Origin of the sequence: Rhodovulum tesquicola, from assembly GCF_024128855.1 — a bacterium.
GTDB lineage: Bacteria > Pseudomonadota > Alphaproteobacteria > Rhodobacterales > Rhodobacteraceae > Rhodovulum > Rhodovulum tesquicola.
In genome coordinates this window covers 17,655-33,504 of the sequence record NZ_JAMYDV010000026.1, presented here as the reverse complement: position 1 = coordinate 33,504, position 15,850 = coordinate 17,655, and the positions used below count along the sequence as shown (strand labels likewise).

22 protein-coding genes and 2 tRNA genes are annotated in these 15,850 nt (G+C 64.3%); 6 read left to right on the top strand and 18 right to left on the bottom strand.

The window, feature by feature from the left end; translation table 11 throughout:
• Positions 1 to 139: 139 nt before the first annotated feature.
• Positions 140 to 1,087, top strand: a complete 948-nt coding sequence (locus tag NHN26_RS15580; RefSeq protein ID WP_253090277.1) for a DUF3427 domain-containing protein — start codon at positions 140 to 142, stop codon at positions 1,085 to 1,087.
• Between the two features lie 202 nt (positions 1,088 to 1,289).
• Here NHN26_RS15580 and NHN26_RS15575 read toward each other — a convergent pair whose 3' ends face one another.
• Positions 1,290 to 2,843 carry a reverse transcriptase domain-containing protein gene (locus NHN26_RS15575; RefSeq protein WP_253090276.1) on the bottom strand — a complete coding sequence of 518 codons (1,554 nt, stop codon included), beginning with the start codon at positions 2,841 to 2,843 and terminating at the stop codon, positions 1,290 to 1,292.
• A gap of 339 nt (positions 2,844 to 3,182) precedes the next feature.
• Between NHN26_RS15575 and NHN26_RS15570 the strand changes: the two genes are divergently transcribed.
• Positions 3,183 to 3,590 carry a GFA family protein gene (locus tag NHN26_RS15570; RefSeq protein WP_253090275.1) on the top strand — a complete coding sequence of 136 codons (408 nt, stop codon included), beginning with the start codon at positions 3,183 to 3,185 and terminating at the stop codon, positions 3,588 to 3,590.
• Between the two features lie 162 nt (positions 3,591 to 3,752).
• On the opposite strand, the gene NHN26_RS15565 is transcribed toward NHN26_RS15570, so the two are convergent.
• Together NHN26_RS15565 and NHN26_RS15560 are read right to left on the bottom strand one after the other, a co-directional pair.
• On the bottom strand, positions 3,753 to 4,049 hold the full coding sequence (locus NHN26_RS15565) for a hypothetical protein (RefSeq protein ID WP_253090274.1): 297 nt from the start codon (positions 4,047 to 4,049) through the stop codon (positions 3,753 to 3,755).
• Positions 4,046 to 4,468 (bottom strand): helix-turn-helix domain-containing protein, encoded by a 423-nt coding sequence (locus tag NHN26_RS15560; RefSeq protein ID WP_253090273.1) that lies wholly within the window; start codon positions 4,466 to 4,468, stop codon positions 4,046 to 4,048. The genes NHN26_RS15565 and NHN26_RS15560 overlap by 4 nt, the downstream gene beginning before the upstream one ends.
• A gap of 141 nt (positions 4,469 to 4,609) precedes the next feature.
• Between NHN26_RS15560 and NHN26_RS15555 the strand changes: the two genes are divergently transcribed.
• The 3 genes from NHN26_RS15555 to NHN26_RS15545 are packed head-to-tail and all read left to right on the top strand — an operon-like array spanning position 4,610 to position 6,186.
• The gene (locus NHN26_RS15555) at positions 4,610 to 4,834 is read left to right on the top strand and encodes a hypothetical protein (RefSeq protein WP_024811261.1); all 225 of its coding nucleotides are present in this window, start codon (positions 4,610 to 4,612) and stop codon (positions 4,832 to 4,834) included.
• A 15-nt stretch (positions 4,835 to 4,849) separates the two neighbouring features.
• Positions 4,850 to 5,086 carry a hypothetical protein gene (locus NHN26_RS15550; RefSeq protein ID WP_024811262.1) on the top strand — a complete coding sequence of 79 codons (237 nt, stop codon included), beginning with the start codon at positions 4,850 to 4,852 and terminating at the stop codon, positions 5,084 to 5,086.
• Complete coding sequence (locus tag NHN26_RS15545; RefSeq protein ID WP_253090272.1) at positions 5,086 to 6,186, top strand: tyrosine-type recombinase/integrase; 1,101 nt, start codon at positions 5,086 to 5,088, stop codon at positions 6,184 to 6,186. The genes NHN26_RS15550 and NHN26_RS15545 overlap by 1 nt, the downstream gene beginning before the upstream one ends.
• A gap of 44 nt (positions 6,187 to 6,230) precedes the next feature.
• Here NHN26_RS15545 and NHN26_RS15540 read toward each other — a convergent pair.
• The 14 genes from NHN26_RS15540 to NHN26_RS15475 form a co-directional block, all read right to left on the bottom strand.
• A tRNA-Phe gene (locus tag NHN26_RS15540) sits at positions 6,231 to 6,305 on the bottom strand.
• Between the two features lie 78 nt (positions 6,306 to 6,383).
• Positions 6,384 to 6,566, bottom strand: coding sequence for a DNA gyrase inhibitor YacG (locus NHN26_RS15535; protein ID WP_253090271.1), 183 nt, complete (start codon positions 6,564 to 6,566; stop codon positions 6,384 to 6,386).
• Positions 6,563 to 7,606, bottom strand: coding sequence for a ribonuclease E/G (locus NHN26_RS15530; protein WP_253090270.1), 1,044 nt, complete (start codon positions 7,604 to 7,606; stop codon positions 6,563 to 6,565). Before NHN26_RS15530 ends, NHN26_RS15535 begins: the two co-directional genes overlap by 4 nt.
• Positions 7,603 to 8,181 (bottom strand): Maf family protein, encoded by a 579-nt coding sequence (locus NHN26_RS15525; protein WP_253090269.1) that lies wholly within the window; start codon positions 8,179 to 8,181, stop codon positions 7,603 to 7,605. Before NHN26_RS15525 ends, NHN26_RS15530 begins: the two co-directional genes overlap by 4 nt.
• 1 nt (position 8,182) lies before the next feature.
• Entirely contained in the window at positions 8,183 to 8,401 is a 219-nt protein-coding gene (gene infA / locus NHN26_RS15520; protein ID WP_037209844.1) for a translation initiation factor IF-1, read from the bottom strand.
• 68 nt (positions 8,402 to 8,469) lie between these two features.
• The gene (locus NHN26_RS15515; protein WP_253090268.1) at positions 8,470 to 9,363 is read right to left on the bottom strand and encodes a carbon-nitrogen hydrolase family protein; all 894 of its coding nucleotides are present in this window, start codon (positions 9,361 to 9,363) and stop codon (positions 8,470 to 8,472) included.
• Positions 9,360 to 9,947: a GNAT family N-acetyltransferase gene (locus tag NHN26_RS15510; protein ID WP_253090267.1), complete on the bottom strand. Its 588-nt coding sequence runs from the start codon at positions 9,945 to 9,947 to the stop codon at positions 9,360 to 9,362. The genes NHN26_RS15515 and NHN26_RS15510 overlap by 4 nt, the downstream gene beginning before the upstream one ends.
• Positions 9,944 to 10,339 (bottom strand): ketosteroid isomerase-related protein, encoded by a 396-nt coding sequence (locus NHN26_RS15505; RefSeq protein ID WP_253090266.1) that lies wholly within the window; start codon positions 10,337 to 10,339, stop codon positions 9,944 to 9,946. Before NHN26_RS15505 ends, NHN26_RS15510 begins: the two co-directional genes overlap by 4 nt.
• Entirely contained in the window at positions 10,336 to 10,803 is a 468-nt protein-coding gene (locus tag NHN26_RS15500; RefSeq protein ID WP_253090265.1) for an arsenate-mycothiol transferase ArsC, read from the bottom strand. The genes NHN26_RS15505 and NHN26_RS15500 overlap by 4 nt, the downstream gene beginning before the upstream one ends.
• Position 10,804: 1 nt before the next feature.
• Entirely contained in the window at positions 10,805 to 11,290 is a 486-nt protein-coding gene (locus NHN26_RS15495; protein WP_253090264.1) for a UPF0262 family protein, read from the bottom strand.
• Positions 11,287 to 12,597 (bottom strand): histidinol dehydrogenase, encoded by a 1,311-nt coding sequence (gene hisD, locus NHN26_RS15490; protein WP_253090263.1) that lies wholly within the window; start codon positions 12,595 to 12,597, stop codon positions 11,287 to 11,289. The genes NHN26_RS15495 and hisD overlap by 4 nt, the downstream gene beginning before the upstream one ends.
• A 118-nt stretch (positions 12,598 to 12,715) precedes the next feature.
• A complete protein-coding gene (locus tag NHN26_RS15485) occupies positions 12,716 to 13,201 on the bottom strand; it encodes a DUF2948 family protein (protein ID WP_253090262.1) in 486 nt (161 codons plus the stop codon).
• Positions 13,198 to 14,466 carry a UDP-N-acetylglucosamine 1-carboxyvinyltransferase gene (murA, locus tag NHN26_RS15480; RefSeq protein ID WP_253090261.1) on the bottom strand — a complete coding sequence of 423 codons (1,269 nt, stop codon included), beginning with the start codon at positions 14,464 to 14,466 and terminating at the stop codon, positions 13,198 to 13,200. Before murA ends, NHN26_RS15485 begins: the two co-directional genes overlap by 4 nt.
• Entirely contained in the window at positions 14,466 to 14,621 is a 156-nt protein-coding gene (locus tag NHN26_RS15475) for a hypothetical protein (RefSeq protein WP_253090260.1), read from the bottom strand. Before NHN26_RS15475 ends, murA begins: the two co-directional genes overlap by 1 nt.
• Before the next feature lie 218 nt (positions 14,622 to 14,839).
• Here NHN26_RS15475 and NHN26_RS15470 point away from each other — a divergent pair.
• Positions 14,840 to 14,914: transfer RNA gene (locus tag NHN26_RS15470), tRNA-Thr, on the top strand.
• 296 nt (positions 14,915 to 15,210) lie between these two features.
• Here the strand turns inward: NHN26_RS15470 and hisH are convergent.
• Positions 15,211 to 15,849 (bottom strand): imidazole glycerol phosphate synthase subunit HisH, encoded by a 639-nt coding sequence (hisH, locus tag NHN26_RS15465; RefSeq protein WP_253090259.1) that lies wholly within the window; start codon positions 15,847 to 15,849, stop codon positions 15,211 to 15,213.
• Position 15,850: the final 1 nt, after the last annotated feature.

The following is a 15,850-nucleotide window of genomic DNA, read 5'->3' as shown; positions in this document are numbered from 1 at the left end:
CTATATCGCGGCAACCCTCCGCAAGATCCTCGACCAGCACATGCAGAGCGATATCGCCGAGCTTATGCCCTGGAACTTCGCTGAATAGTCACGCGGCAAGCCGAAGGGTGGTCAGGCTGCGCTTACGTTCGTGGCCGATATGGGTGATCTGTCCGACGCGCAGCGCGCTGCCTGGACGGCACATCGCGCGCTACTGGACGAGATCGAGACAACCCGCATGACCCGCAGCTACAAGATGCTGGTCTTGCGCGCGATGATCGAAGCGGGAGCCTTCCCAGGCCGGATCGCTCTGACCGATCTTGTGGAGCGCGTTGCCCGTTTGGCTCGTCGCAACCCGCAGATCAAGGCGGATCTGAGTGTCGATCCGGACGACGCGCCCCGGCTGCGCGCGGTCCTGATGCAGCAACCGCTGAAAATACTGGCCGAGACGGACTGGTTCCAGTTGGGCCCGGGCACGTTCGAGACCACGTTTGCCGAGGGCGAGACCGCGGCACTCACCGCGCTCGCCTCGGAACTCGTGGACTGGCGGCTCCTGCGATATCTCCAGGCGCGGGATGTGACCTATGACATGCCCGAGGGCACCGGTCTGGCGGAAGCCGCCGAAGGTGCTGCCTCCGCTCCAATAGCCCCAGCCAAGGGTCTGACCCTCTGGCACGAATATCAACGCGACCAGATCGCGCCGCATTTCGGGGCGGTGTTCAACACGGGGTCTTGGAACGCCGGTATCGTGGTCCTGAAGGGCGTGCGGGCGATGATCCTTCTGGTAACGATGGACAAGGGCAGCATGTCCACAGGCCACCACTACGCCGACCAATTCGCGAGCCCCACGCGCTTTGTCTGGCAAACCCAGACCAGCACACGCCGCGACGACATGCGCGGTCGCATCATCTCGGGCGCAGAACCTGGCTGGACGGTTCACCTGTTCCTTCGAAAATCGAAACTGCGCGATGGGCGCGCAGCCCCGTTCCGCTACGCTGGACCGGTGCAATTCGCGGGCTGGGAGGGCGAGGCGCCGATAACGGTGCAGTGCGATCTTTCCGAGCCGTTGCCGCAGCAACTGCGGGAGTTGTATGGCGTCCAAGGTTGACGGTCGGCGATCGTAATGGGCCGGGGACGTCGACGCACAGGTCGCCTTCGCACTGGGCGGGTAGCGGTGGTTCGCTGCGGGTGCAAAATGGCTATGTTCCGAACTTGTAATCGGACATTGGGTATCTGAGTGGAGATGCCGTCAGCTTCAGCGCGAATAAAGGAAATGAAACTGTTCAGCATATTTCGAGAAACCCGGCCGTCTAGCCGAGTGGTTGCGTTTCTTGGATTGCACCGCACCAATCGACAAATTCTTTTCCCATAGGAAACTGGACGCGGCTCTTAATGCTTCGTAGCCAATGAGCATACTCGTCCTTTGGTAGACAACTCGCTCCGAAAATGAAGCTTGGCTGCGCCCAAGGCTGTATTTCATGAACACGAGTTTTCCGCGATCTGAAGAAGTTCAGGTCCTTCGCTCTCCAACGGATTAGGTGCAATTGCCTGAGGTCAAGTGTGCCAGATAACGCGTCTAGTTTGCGAATTTGCTCGGCATTGAAAACAATATGCTCTCGCACTGCCAGTTCCAAGAACCATGCTCGCGCACAATCCAGTGGCTGCATGCGAGGGGACAGCAAAAGCTCTGTTACATCAGAGCCCATATTCTCGAACCCAGCAATACCCGAGTCGAGAAACTCCTCAATTAACAGACACACATCTTTAGCAAACGGGACGAGTTCAGAAAGGTTGCTTCGAATGTAGCTTGCCACATCTGCATTCTTTACTAAGCGCATAGCGTGCAAAACGATTCTGATCTGGCCCATATCCCAATATGGTTCGTTCAAGAGGTCTTCGAGCTCCTTTCTGAGGTCTTTCAGCATAAGTGCGTCTAGCGCTTCCTGATCGATTTCTTCTTGACCGTAGGCCGCCCAGAACAGTTTCTCGGTCGCAAATTCTTCCTTGGCATCATCATCCCCAGCTTCGGGTGTGCCCATAGTTGCTATAAATTCGTCCCAATCGAGAATCCTCGTCTTTTGTATATTCAGACTGAGGCCTTCATTTTCCGCAAGCTGTCTTGCAAGATATCCGAGCGCAGCGTACGGGTCCTGACCCTTCTTGATGAAAATCAGCATGTCATCGACATAGCGGGTGTGTTCGTAGCCCTCAGAGATTAGCCCCATATCCGTGTCATTTAGAGCGGCCTCAGCAAGAAGCCTAGAGGCGTTGCTCCCAACCGGCAAGCCAAACGACTGACGACTCCGCCAGTCAGATATAAAATTCTCAATCTTCTTAACGATTTTTGGCTCACCGGAAAGGCTATCGAGAATATTCTCAAGTCGATGTCGATAGACGCGAGAGTAGTAGTCTGAAATATCGGTTCGGATGACATGGCTGTAGTCATTCGAAAACACATTTGCCTCAATAACTTTAAGCCAATGTCGATATGTGCGATCTTCAAAAAAGAGTGCTGAGTCCAATCCAGGTATTTTTCGATATGAAAATGCTCGGTTATTCTCTTTCGCGTCGCGACCTGCTTCGACGCGGTCGAAAATACGCAAAACGAGAGCCGAATATATTACCGTATCGATAGGGAAGGGTTGATGCGCAGTTCTGAATCCGAACTTTGACTTAGGGATTAGAGCCTCTACCAAACTCATAGGGTGATATTGGGTGAGATCTAGCGAACTAAGTTCCTTCGCCACTTCTTCTTTACGATCTTCAAGGAACTTGAGCTCGAACGGGTACGGGAAGATGTCTGTATCGCCATGTGCGATGATATGCTCGATTGCGCACAAATAGTGGTCAGCATCAAGTTTCATGGTTATGACTCCTCGGCACACGGCGCATTTTAAGGCCACGCACTCAAGCGATTGCTCATACTGGCGAATAGACTTGGTGACCTAAAACGTCCTATACAGAACCAGTGGTACGCATATTGCTACGAATGTCCAGAGTGGCGGGCCGCGCCGCGGCGTCTCGAACGTCGGGCCAATGTCGGCTCAGGGCCGACCTCGACGCCGCGGGGTGCCCGCGATTCGGGGTATGCCGCGACGCGACAGAGGTCGGCTCCGAGCCCACGTTGACCCTGGTTCCAGGCATGGATACTGATTGGGAGGGCCGCAAGGCGGCTTCACGGTTGCGTGTCAAAGGGATTTCGAGTGGACAGTCTGGTGTCTGGACAGTGTCTGTGCGGCGCTGTGACGTTTCGCATAACGGGAGAGTTCGAGAGGTTCTTCCTGTGCCACTGCACGCGCTGCCGCAAGGATAGCGGCTCGGCCCATTCGGCAAACCTGTTTTCGTCGACGGCGATGATCACCTGGTTGTCAGGAGATGCAAATATCAGGACCTTCCGGCTTTCCGGATCAAGACATGTGAAGTGCTTTTGCACGATCTGTGGCTCCGCGCTGCCGTTTTCTCAAGCGGACGATGGTGTGCTTGTCGTGCCGGCAGGGTCGCTTGATGGCGAGGTCGGCATGCGGCCCGACGCGCATCTCTGCTTTTCCAGTCGTGCGGATTGGGACAACGATCTCGCGTCCCTCGATAGGTTTGACGAACTTCCGGCTTGAACGGCCGCTCTCTCGGCACGTCCGCTTCGTCCCGCACTGCGGCCTTCGACCTGTCGGACGATGCTGCATGGTGCCACGAAAGGCCGCTTCAGTGAAGCCGCGCCGCGGCGGAGCGAGGCGGTGGTCAATGGCCGCTTGGGGCCGATCGCGAAGCGCTGGCTCTTAACTCATGTGGTCTTCTAACCGCCCCCGCAGATACCGTTCCACCCCGATCGCCAACGAAAAAGCCGGAGCACCAAGCACCAGCGCACCCGCAGACAACGCCGCCACGACCACCATCGCCCCGACAGCAGCCCCAAACACCATCACAACCGCCCAGCTCGCCAGATAGGCCACCCCGCACAGCCCCACCGCCCGGATCACCGGATGCGTCAAGCGCGCGAGGTCGCGCTGCATCCGCTCCAACGTCGCCAGCTGGTGGCGTTGCCACGCATCGCTCTTCTCGATTTCCATCATCATTCTCTCAACAATTCGATCCAGGTGTGGACGTCGTCCATCGGGATTTCCTTCCCTTCCAGGAACGACCGGTACCAGCGCGCGACGATCGCCCCGCGTTTCTCGCTTTTCAGGCGGATGCCGGTCGCGCCAAGGTGGCGGTCCAGCGCCGTCTCGAAACCCTCCAGCGCGGCCAGATCATGGCCCGGGCGCACCGCTTCGACACCCAGCAAGATCCAGTTCAGGTCCACGCCGAACTGGCGGTGCATGTCGACCAGCGCCTCCACCGGGATCGAGCGCTTGCCGGTCTCGTAGCTCTGATAGGCGCGCTGCGACATGCCAAGCGCCTCGGCCATCCGGGCCTGCGACAGGCCAAGCTCGTTGCGCGCGATCGCCATGCGCGCGCCGAGGCCGCCGAGGTAGGTATCCGGACGATTCACCATTCTTGCCATCAAGCAGCTTGCCATGACGCATGAACGCATATAAGCGCACGTTTGTGCGTTAACGCCTGCGTTCCACCATCGAACCACGGCCCGGCACCGCATTCAATGCGTTTTCGTCCATTTGCAGGAAAGGAGAGAGGTTTGTCACAGGAAAAGCTGCTGTCGCCCAAGGAACTTGGCGCCCTTGTGGGGCTCAGCACGGCGCAGATTCGTGCCTTGATGAACGACGGACGGCTCGAATTCGTCGAGATCACGCCCAAGACCCGCCTGCTGACCATGACCGGCTGGGAACGGTTCCAGAAGCGCGCCACGAAGCTGCGCGGGGACGAGAGGGAGAGGGATGGTTCGGTGTCGAGTGTGAACTGATCAGGGGGAGAGCCGATGGGCACGACCAATCTCAACATCAGCGTGATCGACAAGCGCATGCTGAAACAATCCGAAGCCGCCAGTTACACCGGCCTCGCCATCAAGCATTTCAAGGCGAGCTGCCCGGTGCGGCCGGTCGAACTGGCGCGCGGCACGCTGCTGTGGGACCGGCGCGACATCGACCGCTGGATCGACACGATGAAGGCCGACCATGTCGAGATGACGCGCGACGACATCCTGGACCGGCTCTGATGACCCATGTGCGCGTCAAAGGGTTCAAGATATTCAAGGATCGTCACGGCCAGATGCGCTGCTACCACCGCGCCACAGGGCACAAGATCGACCTTGCCGAGGCGCCGTTGGGATCAGCCGAATTCCTCGCCCACTGCGAGACGATCCGCGCCATCACCGTGGCGCAGAAGGAGAAAGGCCCCCGCGCGGGCACGCTGGGCGGGCTGATCAAGGGCTATTTCGAGACCGGGCATTTCGCCAATCTGGCCGAGGCCACGCGCCGCGATTACCGAAAATGCGCCGATTTCCTCGCCCCGATCCGCGACACGCCCGTCCATGTGATCGACACGCCGCTGATCGCAGGCATCCACGACAAGGCCGCGAAAAAGATTGGCTGGCGGCGGGCCAACATGGTGCGCACCCTGCTGAGCGAGGTGTTCCGCCATGCTATCCCGCAAGGCCTGATCGCCGCGAACTACGCCAAGGACGTGATCCCCAAGCGCCGCCCACGCGACCGCGCCTATGCGAACCGGCCATGGACCATCGAGGAGCGCGACATCGTCCTGTCCCGAGCGAAGCCGCATGTGCGGGTGGCGCTGGCGCTGATGATGAATACCGGGCTCGATCCCTCGGATGCCTTGAAGCTGCGCAAGGATCAGATCGACGGCGACACGATCTGGGGCGTGCGTGGCAAGACGGGGGAAGAGGTTGCGATTCCCGTCAGCCCGACCTTGCAGGCAGCCCTCGACAGCATCCCTGCGCATGAGGCGGCTACCGTGCTGGCCAGTTCGCAAGGCGCGGCCTGGACCTACAACGGGTTTTCCACCGTCTGGCATCGCTTCAAGACCGGGCTGGAGGAGGAAGGGCTGATCGCGCCGGGCCTGACGCTCAAGGGCCTGCGCCACACTGTGGCGACGACGCTGCGCGAGGCGGGGCTGGATGAGCGGCGCATCGCGGACCTGTTGGGGCAGAAAACGCCGTCCATGGCCCGGCACTATTCGCGGTCGGCGAACCTCGCCGACAAGAACCGCGAGACGATGGCGACGCTGGAAAAAGAGAACGCTAGGCGGGCGAAGATTGTCAAACCTGTCGCCGAAAAGCGTCAAACCCGATCCGAATGAGGACCAGACATGACCACAAAAACCAACCATTTCAGCTTGTTAAGTGGTGCCCGGGGGCGGAATCGAACCACCGACACGAGGATTTTCAATCCACTGCTCTACCCCTGAGCTACCCGGGCATGGGTGAAGCGGACGCTTCGGGTGGCGTGCTTTTAGACGGGTGAGAGGGGGCTGTCCAGAGGGTATCGGCCAGAAAATCAGTGCGGTTTCGTCGGCGGATCCTGCAGGTCTCGCGCTGCGTCGTCGAAGTCGTCGGGGCTGTCGGCGGGAACCGCGTAGCTGCCCGTCAACCACTTGCCCAGATCGATATCGGCGCAGCGGCGTGAGCAGAACGGGCGGTACGAGGGGGCGGTGGGTTTCTTGCAGATCGGGCAGGTCATGGGGCTAGCGCCTCGGAAAGGGGCAGGCGTTCACGCTTGCGGGTCAGTTCGGCGTTGCCCAGCGGGGTCCATCCGACCAGCGTGGTTTCCACCGGATCGGCGCGGAAGGCGGCGGTCAGGATCTGGTCCAGCGCCGTGCGATCCTTTTTCGACATCGGCGCGAAGTCGATCACGATCTGGCCGGCCAGACCGCAGAGCCGCAGGAGCCGCGGCAGCGCGCGGGCCGCAGCGATGTTGGCCTTGAGACCCGCGGCGGGCGAGGTGTCGGGGCCGGTATTCACGTCCACGGCCACCAGCGCGCGGGTCGGCTCGACGAAGAGGCTGCCACCCCCGGGCAGCGGCTCGGGACCCGCAAGCGCCGCGATCGCGTCCAGAACGCCGGTCTCGGCGAAGCTCCCGGGGCGGTCGATCACCTCGTCGGGGTCGGGCTCGGCCCAGTCGCGCCAGGCGCGGGTATGGGCGTCGGGGGCGTCGAGCAGCAGGTCGGGCGCGCCCTCCGCCGGTTCGGACAGGATGTCCCGGGCGAGTCCGCGCATGATCGCGATATCCTCGGCGATGGCCTCAACCGCGACGCCGTCGCAGGCCGACCGCAGGATCAGGCCCAGATGGTTCATCGCGCCCGCCATGGCGTCATGGGCGATTTCCAGCAGCCGGTCGCGCTCGGCCTCGTCGCGGATCGCGCGCGAGACATTGAAACCCGGCGCATCGGGCGTGACGATGGCATACCGGCTCTTGAACAGGAGCCGCGGCGTGACCGGCACGGCCTTGCCGGGCTCGGCATAGCCCGAAACCTGCACGAGGATCCCCTGACCGGGATGCAAGCCCTTGGCCTGACGCAGAAAGGCGGACCCATTGGGAAGCCGCAGGAAGACGCCGCCCTGTCCCTTGACCTGCCGGTCCACCACGGCGCGGAAAATGGCACCCGGCGCGGGGCGGTCGTCGGGCGGGTCGATGAACAGATCGTCCAGCCGCCCGTCCACCATCAGCGCCGCGGCCTTGCGGCCCGCGATCTCGTCGAGGATGACGCTGCGTCCCTTCATGCCTGCCCCCCATGGACCGGGTAGCCTGCCCCCGCCAGCAGCGCCGCGGTTTCCGCAAGCGGCAGGCCCACCACCGCCGAGAAGGATCCGTTGATCCAGGGCACGAACGCGCCCGCCAGCCCCTGGATGCCGTAGCCCCCGGCCTTGCCCTGCCATTCGCCCGAGGCGAGATAGGCGTTGAGTTCGGTGTCTGACAGATTCTTGAACTTGACCGCGGTCACCACGTCCCGCTCCCACACCCGGTCGCCGCGGCGCAGGGCGACGGCGGTGATCACCCGGTGGCGCCGACCCGACAGCGCCAACAGGAACTCGGCCGCCTCGCCCGCGCTGTCCGGCTTGCCGAGGATGCGCCGACCCAGTGCCACGGTCGTGTCGGCACAGAGGACCAGGTCGTCCTCGGCGGCCTCGACCGCGCGGGCCTTCTCGATGGCCATGCGTGCGCAATAGGGGCGGGGAAGTTCGCCCTTGGCAGGCGTTTCGTCGATATCCGCGGCGCGCACCGCGTCGGGGACGACGCCGATCTGCGCCAGCAGCTCCCTGCGGCGCGGGCTGGCGGACCCGAGGATCAGCCGCAAGTTACTTGAAGCGGTAGTTGATCCGACCCTTGGTCAGATCGTAGGGGGTCATCTCGACCTGAACCCGGTCGCCGGCCAGAACGCGGATGCGGTTCTTGCGCATCTTGCCTGCCGTGTGCGCGATGATCTCATGGCCGTTCTCAAGCTCGACCCGGAATGTCGCGTTCGGCAGGAGTTCCTTCACGACGCCGGGGAATTCGAGCATTTCTTCCTTGGCCATGAACACTCCATCGAAGGTTACCCGGCTTTTCGCGGGCGCCAAGTAGATGCGCCCGATCCGTTCATATTTCAAGTCGTAAATGCATCGAACTGCACGGAAACGACAGGTGCTGTGCGCGCGTCCTGCTCGGGCCAATGCGCGGCATTCAGCACCGCCCCTTCGGCACGGACACGGGCGATGGTATCGCGGTCAGCTTCGCCATAGACCCAGCCGGGAGCGTTCAGGGCCCCCTCGGCCAGCACGCCGGTCGGCGGAAAGCCCAGGTCGGGCGGACCGTAAATCGCCGCCGCGCCGACATTTTCGTCGACGGCCGGGCACCATGCGGCGGTGCCCACGGTGGGGGCCTGCACGACGACGCACTGGCCCTCCAGCGCGCGGGCCATGGCACCCACGCGCACCCGCCAATAGCCCGCCAGCGCATCGGTGCAGGACGGCACCAGGAGGATTTCGGCCCCCGCCGCGACCATGGCGCGCGCCAAGAGCGGGAATTCGGAATCATAGCAGATCAGCACGCCGATCTTTCCCAGCCGGGTCTCGAACAGGGTCAGCGGGCCGCCGGGGTGGACATCCCAGGTCTCGCGTTCGAAGCGGGTCATGATCTGCTTGTCCTGATAGCCGACCTGTCCGCCGGGTCCGAAGAGCCGCGCGCGATTCACCGGCCGCTCACCCCGCCAGACCGGGGCACTCGCGGCGAGGATGTGGACACCATGCGAAATCGCCAGCCGGGCATGCAGCGCATCCGCGGCCTCGACCCGATCCGCGACGGCACGAAGCGACCGTTCCAGGTCCGCCGCCGCCTCTGGCCCGGCAAGCGAGGCCAGTTCCATCGCGCCGTATTCGGGGAAGACCAGCAGGTCCGCTCGCTGACCCGCGGCCTCTGCCACCCAACGGGACAGCTTGTCCTCGTAGCTGGCCCAACTGTCGTGCCAGTCGATGGGCCAGGCGGCGGCGGCGATCCTCATAGCGGCTTGATCCAGAATTGCAGGTCGTGGCTTGTGGGGCCGGGCTGGTCGATATCCTTCCACTCGAATTGCGCGACCACGGCATCGAGCCGCTCATAGCCGCGCTTCGTCCAGAAGGCATCGAGCGGGCGATAGTCGGCAGGTTTCAGCGGGTGATCGGCCGGGCGCAGCACGCTGCAAAAGGTGCAGAACCGGCGGCCCAGGCGGCGACCGTGATCCTCGCGCGCGGCGAAGAAGGCATGCCCCGCCCCCTGCCCGCGATACTCGGGCAGGAGCACGCTTTCGGCACAATAGAAGATCTCGGCCAGATCGTAGCCCGTGCCCGCAAAGGCCGCCGCGAAATCGTCGTAATGATCCTCCAGCGGTGTGCCGGTCGAGGCGCCGACGATCCGGCCGCCATCGAAGGCCACAACGAGGATCGCGCGCGGATTGTCGCGATAGCTGGCCAGATAGCGCCGTTCATAGGCCGGATCGCCATCGTAGAGATAGGGCCAGTCGCGGAACACCCGGATGCGCAACGCGGCCAGATCGTCGAGGGCGGCCTCGACCTCCGGCCCCGTCAGCACCCGGAAATCCAGGCTCATTTCACCTGCCTCAACCAGTCGGCAAGGTTGTAATAGGTGGTCACGCGGGCGATCTTGCCATCCCTCAGCGTGAAGAACGACCCCGCGGGCAGCACATAGGTCTGGCCACGCGCCTCGGGCAGGCCCGAATCCGTCTCCAGATACGTGCCGTTCACGACATATTCGGCAGCGGCGCGCGTGCCGTCCTCGGTCGCGAAGGTCACCATGTCGGTCAGGGTCTCGCGGTAGCAGCGGGACATATGGGCGCAGAACTCGGCGAAGGCGGGCTTGCCGCGGCGGATCACGCTTTCGTTGACATGATGTTCGACATCCTCGGCCAGTTCGGCCAGCATCCCTTGGGTGTCGCCCGCGTTGAAGGCGGCGAAATAGCGTTCGATGACGTCCCGGCTCATGGTTTTCTCCCTTGCATAGGCGGGCCGAAGCGGCCGATCAGCCGCTCGACGATCTGGTCCCGTGTCTGGCGATAGGCGGCAAGTTTCGCCTCGCGCGTCTCGCCCAGGCCGGTCGGGTCCAGCACCGGCCAGTATTCCACGTCGAGATGGTAGTAGCGCGTCAGTTCCTGCGCGCGGCGCAGGCTGGCGGGACTCATCGCGATGATGAGGTCGAAGCCTGACAGATCGTCGCCCCATTCCTCCATCTCGTCGAAGGAGCGGGTCTGGTGACGGTCGATCTCGACCCCGATCTCTTCGCAGACGGCAACCGAAAAGCCGTCCACCTCGCGGTCATTGCGCACGCCCACGGACTGGACGTAGGTGTCGCTTCCATAGAACTTCTTCGTGATCCCCTCGGCCATCGGTGAACGGACCGAATTGTGATCGCAGCAGAACAGGATCGACGAGGGAAGCGGCCTGGCCAAGTCAGCCCCCGAAATGCAGCACGCAGACCAGGGTGAACAGCCGCCGGGCGGTGTCGATATCCAGTTCCGCCTTGCCGTCCAGCCGTTCCTGAAGGATACGCGCACCCTCGTTGTGGATGCCGCGCCGGGCCATGTCGATGGCCTCGATCTGGCTGGGGGGCAGGCGTTTGACCGCCTCGAAATAGCTTTCGCAGATCTGCCAGTAATCCTTGACCGCCTGCCGGAAGGGCGAGAGCGACAGGTGGAATTCGGCCGCGGGATCGCCGGTTTCGGTGCGCACGTCGAAGACCAGCCGCTTTTCCCGGATCGACAGCACCAGCCGGTAGGGGCCGTCCGGCGCAGGCCGGTCGTCGCGCCCGGGCAGCGCGAAGGAATTGTCCTCCATCAGGTCGAACAGCGCGACCTTGCGTTCCTGCTCGATTTCCGGCGTCGGCGGCGGCAGGTTCGAATCGTCCAGTTCCACATGGATCAGACGGGCGAGGGTCATGGCCGGTCCTCGTTCAATCGGTCAAGCCGCGCGCGGACGGAAAGCCCATGCGCCTCAAGGCTTTCCGAAATGGCAAGCGTCTCTGCGGCAGCGCCAATCGCCTTGAGGGCGGCAGGCGTCATGCGGGCGATCGTTGTTCGTTTCATGAAATCCAGAACCGACAGCCCGGACGAGAACCGGGCCGAACGCGCGGTGGGCAGGACGTGGTTCGGGCCGCCGACATAATCGCCGATCGCCTCGGGCGTCCAGGCGCCGAGGAAGATCGCACCGGCATGGGTGATCTTCGCCGCCAGCGCATCGGCGTCGGCCACGCAGAGTTCCAGGTGCTCGGGCGCGACGCGATTGGACAGCTCGGCCGCTTCGTCCAGGTCGCGCACGGTGATGATCGCACCGAAATCGCGCCAGCTTGCCCCGGCGATGGCGCGACGTTCCAGCGTTTCCAGCCGCTTGTCCACCGCCGTCGCCACCGCCCGGCCGAACGCCGCGTCGTCGGTGATCAGGATCGCCTGCGCGCTTTCGTCGTGCTCGGCCTGGGACAGGAGATCCAGCGCCAGCCAGTCGGGGTCGTTGTCGCGGTCCGCGATCACCAGGATTTCCGACGGCCCCGCGATCATGTCGATGCCCACCTTGCCGAACACCCGCCGCTTGGCCGCCGCCACATAGGCGTTGCCGGGGCCGGTGATCTTGTCGACGGGCCGGATCGTCTGCGTGCCGTAGGCCATGGCCGCGATCGCCTGCGCGCCGCCGATGCGATAGACCGTGTCCACCCCCGACAGCCGCGCGGCCAGCAGCACCAGCGGATTGACCTTGCCATCGGGCGTGGGCGCGCAGATCACCAGCCGCTCGACGCCCGCGACATGGGCGGGGATCGCGTTCATCAGGACCGACGAGGGATAGGAGGCCAGCCCCCCCGGCACGTAAAGGCCCGCCGCCGTGACCGGCGTCCAGCGCCAGCCCAGCGTCGCGCCCTCGGGGTCGGTCCATTGCACGTCCTCGGGCATCTGGCGGACGTGATAGGCGCGGATGCGCTCGGCCGCGCGTTCCAGTGCCTCGCGCTCGGCGGCGGGCACCTTCGCACATTCACGCTCGATCTCTTCGGGGGAAAAGGCCAGCGTCTCGGGGCTGAGCGCCAGCCGGTCGAAGCGCGCGGTCAGCTCGATCACCGCGGCATCGCCCAACGCGCGGACATCGGCGATGATCTCGGAGACCACCGCATCCACATCGGGGCTGTCCTCGCGCTTGGCGGTCAGAAGCGCGGCGAACTCTGCCTCGAACGTCGCCGCCGTACTGTCCAGGAAAACCGGCATGTCGTCCCCCATGAGCCTCACGCGCCCGTGTGTAGCGGCAATCCTTCGCCGGGGGAACACCCCAAAGGGGATGCATGCAGCGCCCGACGACAATGGCGTACAGGCCGGGGCAGGGGCGTCAGGGGTGGTCGGGCGCCTTCCCCGAGGGTGCCTGATAGGGGCGGGTGACATCGTGGAGCGACACCTCCAGGCACTCGACTTCGACCGCCACGGCGCCATCGCCCGCCAGCGTCAAGACGACCCGGCCCGCGCCGTCCTCGCCCGGCTCGAAGCCGATCGACAGAAGCGACAGCACGAGATCGGGATTGCCCCGGTCAATGCCCTGGCTGGACACGGCGCGCACGTCCTCGATGCTCAATACCGATTGCACGCGCTCATAGGGGCTGCCGCGGCGCTCGGCGGCCTCGCGGCTTTCCCAGCGGAAGCGGTTCAGAAGCAATGCCAGCCGCCGACCGCGCCGGTCCCAGCGCATTTCGCTTGCGGGCAGCACCGCATCCTGCACCAGTGCCGAGATTACCTTCAAATCTTCCGGCCCGACCGCCAGCAGGTGCAACGGCCGCTCCGCCCCGTCCGCGAAACGCGCGTCCTCGTCCGGTCTGGTCATTGGCCGCTGACCCTTTCGATATGCGCCCCGCAGGCACCCAGCTTCTGCTCGACCTTCTCGTAACCGCGATCCAGGTGATAAACCCGGCTGACGACGGTTTCGCCCTCGGCCGCCAGCGCCGCGAGAATCAGCGAGACCGAGGCACGGAGATCGGTCGCCATCACCGGCGCGCCCTTCAGCCGCTGGACCCCGCTGACGGTCGCGGTGCCGCCATGCACCTCGATCCGCGCGCCCATCCGGATCAGCTCGGGCGCATGCATGAAGCGGTTCTCGAAGATCGTCTCCTCCAGCCGGCTTTCGCCGGACGCGGTGCACAGAAGCGCCATCATCTGCGCCTGAAGATCGGTCGGAAAGCCCGGGAAGGGCTCGGTCCGGACATTGACGGCGCCGACATCGCCATTGCGGCGGCTGACGCGGATGCCGGCAGGGGTTTCCTCGCAGGTGACGCCCGCTTCCTCCAGCTTGTCGGCAAAGGCCCGCACCAGATCCAGCCGCCCGCCCAGGCAGGTGACCTCGCCGCCGGTGATGGCAGGCGCCAGCATGTAGGTGCCCAGTTCGATCCGGTCGGGCACGACCGCATGCGTGGCCCCGCCCAGGCTGTCGACCCCCTCGATGGTGATGGTGTCCGTGCCCTCGCCCTCGATATGCGCGCCCATCGCGCGCAGGCAGCGGGCCAGGTCCACGATCTCGGGCTCGCGCGCGGCATTGCGGATCTCGGTGATGCCCCGGGCCAGCGTCGCGGCCATCAGCGCGTTCTCGGTTGCGCCGACCGATACTTGCGGGAACTCGATCACCGCGCCCTTCAGCCCGCCGGGCGCGCGCGCGTGGACATAGCCGTCGCGCAGGTCAAGCTCGGCCCCCATCGCCTCGAACGCCTTCAGATGCAGATCGACGGGCCGCGCGCCGATGGCGCAGCCGCCGGGCAGCGACACCTCTGCATGTCCGCAGCGCGCCAGAAGCGGCCCCAGAACCAGGATCGAGGCGCGCATCTTGCGCACGATGTCGTAATCGGCCCGCGTGCCGGTCAGATCATGCGAGGACAGCGCCAGAACCTTGCCCCGGTGCAGCGCCGAGACCTCGGCGCCCAGCGACTGCAACAGCGTCGTCATGGTGCGGATATCCGACAGCCGCGGCGCGTTGGTCAGCGTCAGCGGCGCGTCCGTCAGCAGCGTGGCGGGCATCAGCGCGAGACAGGCATTCTTGGCCCCCGCGATCGCGATCTCGCCATGGAGCGGCCCGCCTCCCCGGATCAGTATCTGGTCCATCAGCCCTGCTCTTTCTGCCCCTCGGCCTTGTTGGCCCCCCGCGCGCGCGCCTGCGCCTTGCGCCGGGTCAGGTTCGCCTTCAGCGCCTGTTTCAGCCGCTCGTCGCGCGCCTTGCCCGCCGTGTCGGAGGCATTTTTCGGGGGTTTTCCATTCATGCCGTCCTCTGTAGCGCAGGGGTGAAAATGCGTCCAGATAGCGCTTGCGTCGGGGGGCGAATGCGTCTAATCAGCCGCCGACGCCAAGCTGGAGCAGCGCAGGCGGCAAGCCGCTTCCACAATGTGGCTGAGGTTTGCCGGGTGCTGGACGGGGCAGGGCGGTTCCGGAGCCTGCGCCTTTGCGTGATCGCATCGGGGTTGGCGAACTGGATCAGAAGGCTGTGGTAGCTCAGTGGTAGAGCACTCCCTTGGTAAGGGAGAGGTCGAGAGTTCAATCCTCTCTCACAGCACCATCCCTTCCCGCCGACATGAAAACAAGGCCACGGGCTGGGTTCATCCGGCTGCACTGATGCGACGCGCCCATGGTGCGGACGCGGTGTGCCACGCCTGATGCGCCTGACCGGCATGGTCGCCGCCTTCCGTTCACAACGACAGTCTTCGGGGTCGATATTGATCGTTTTTCGGGTCGGGTCGGCGCGGTGGGCGCAAAGCCCGAACCGCTTGTTGTGCTGGCCGCGGAAACTTGCGTGACCGCCGCCACCGTGCTTCGGACGCATGGATGGTGCGGCCGTCGAACCGGTCGATGCCCTCAGGGCGTCCAGGCCAGGAAGTTGGCGATCAGCCTTAGCCCCGTGGCTTGGCTCTTCTCCGGGTGGAACTGGGTGCCGACCATGGTGTCGCGGCCGACGATGGCCGTAACCGGTCCGCCGTAATCGACATGGGCCAGCAAATGCGCCGGGTCCGCCACGCGGAACTGGAAGGAATGGACGAAATAGGCGTGCTCGCCCGTGGCGATGCCGTCCAGCAGCGGATGGGGCGCGTCGATCACCAGATCGTTCCAGCCCATATGCGGCACCTTCATGTGAGCGCCTTGGGGCATGATGCGCACCACGTCGCCACCGATCCAGTCGAACCCGGGCGTCTCTTCGTATTCCAGCCCGCGCGTTGCCATCATCTGCATTCCGATGCAGATGCCGAGAAAGGGGTGGGCGCGGGCGATCACCACCTCCTCGATTGCCTCGAACAGGCCGCGATGGTCGAACAATTCGCGTCGGCAGGCCGGGAAAGCTCCGTCGCCCGGCAGCACCACCCGGTCGGCGCGGCGCACCATGTCGGGGTCCGAGGTCACGACGACCTCGCCCGCACCGGTCTCGCGCGCCACCCGCTCGAACGCCTTCTGGGCCGAGTGCAGGTTGCCCGACTCGTAATCGACGATGGCGGTCAGCATG

What these genes read in the sequence shown, in the direction of transcription:
- NHN26_RS15580 (WP_253090277.1), top strand. Translation starts at nt 140, where the DNA reads ATGGGTGATCTGTCCGACGCGCAGCGCGCTGCCTGGACGGCACATCGC.
- NHN26_RS15575 (WP_253090276.1), bottom strand. Translation starts at nt 2,843, where the DNA reads ATGAAACTTGATGCTGACCACTATTTGTGCGCAATCGAGCATATCATC.
- NHN26_RS15565 (WP_253090274.1), bottom strand. Translation starts at nt 4,049, where the DNA reads ATGATGATGGAAATCGAGAAGAGCGATGCGTGGCAACGCCACCAGCTG.
- NHN26_RS15560 (WP_253090273.1), bottom strand. Translation starts at nt 4,468, where the DNA reads ATGGTGAATCGTCCGGATACCTACCTCGGCGGCCTCGGCGCGCGCATG.
- NHN26_RS15550 (WP_024811262.1), top strand. Translation starts at nt 4,850, where the DNA reads ATGGGCACGACCAATCTCAACATCAGCGTGATCGACAAGCGCATGCTG.
- NHN26_RS15545 (WP_253090272.1), top strand. Translation starts at nt 5,086, where the DNA reads ATGACCCATGTGCGCGTCAAAGGGTTCAAGATATTCAAGGATCGTCAC.
- NHN26_RS15535 (WP_253090271.1), bottom strand. Translation starts at nt 6,566, where the DNA reads ATGACCTGCCCGATCTGCAAGAAACCCACCGCCCCCTCGTACCGCCCG.
- NHN26_RS15530 (WP_253090270.1), bottom strand. Translation starts at nt 7,606, where the DNA reads ATGAAGGGACGCAGCGTCATCCTCGACGAGATCGCGGGCCGCAAGGCC.
- infA (WP_037209844.1), bottom strand. Translation starts at nt 8,401, where the DNA reads ATGGCCAAGGAAGAAATGCTCGAATTCCCCGGCGTCGTGAAGGAACTC.
- NHN26_RS15515 (WP_253090268.1), bottom strand. Translation starts at nt 9,363, where the DNA reads ATGAGGATCGCCGCCGCCGCCTGGCCCATCGACTGGCACGACAGTTGG.
- NHN26_RS15510 (WP_253090267.1), bottom strand. Translation starts at nt 9,947, where the DNA reads ATGAGCCTGGATTTCCGGGTGCTGACGGGGCCGGAGGTCGAGGCCGCC.
- NHN26_RS15505 (WP_253090266.1), bottom strand. Translation starts at nt 10,339, where the DNA reads ATGAGCCGGGACGTCATCGAACGCTATTTCGCCGCCTTCAACGCGGGC.
- NHN26_RS15495 (WP_253090264.1), bottom strand. Translation starts at nt 11,290, where the DNA reads ATGACCCTCGCCCGTCTGATCCATGTGGAACTGGACGATTCGAACCTG.
- hisD (WP_253090263.1), bottom strand. Translation starts at nt 12,597, where the DNA reads ATGCCGGTTTTCCTGGACAGTACGGCGGCGACGTTCGAGGCAGAGTTC.
- NHN26_RS15485 (WP_253090262.1), bottom strand. Translation starts at nt 13,201, where the DNA reads ATGACCAGACCGGACGAGGACGCGCGTTTCGCGGACGGGGCGGAGCGG.
- murA (WP_253090261.1), bottom strand. Translation starts at nt 14,466, where the DNA reads ATGGACCAGATACTGATCCGGGGAGGCGGGCCGCTCCATGGCGAGATC.
- NHN26_RS15475 (WP_253090260.1), bottom strand. Translation starts at nt 14,621, where the DNA reads ATGAATGGAAAACCCCCGAAAAATGCCTCCGACACGGCGGGCAAGGCG.
- hisH (WP_253090259.1), bottom strand. Translation starts at nt 15,849, where the DNA reads ATGCTGACCGCCATCGTCGATTACGAGTCGGGCAACCTGCACTCGGCC.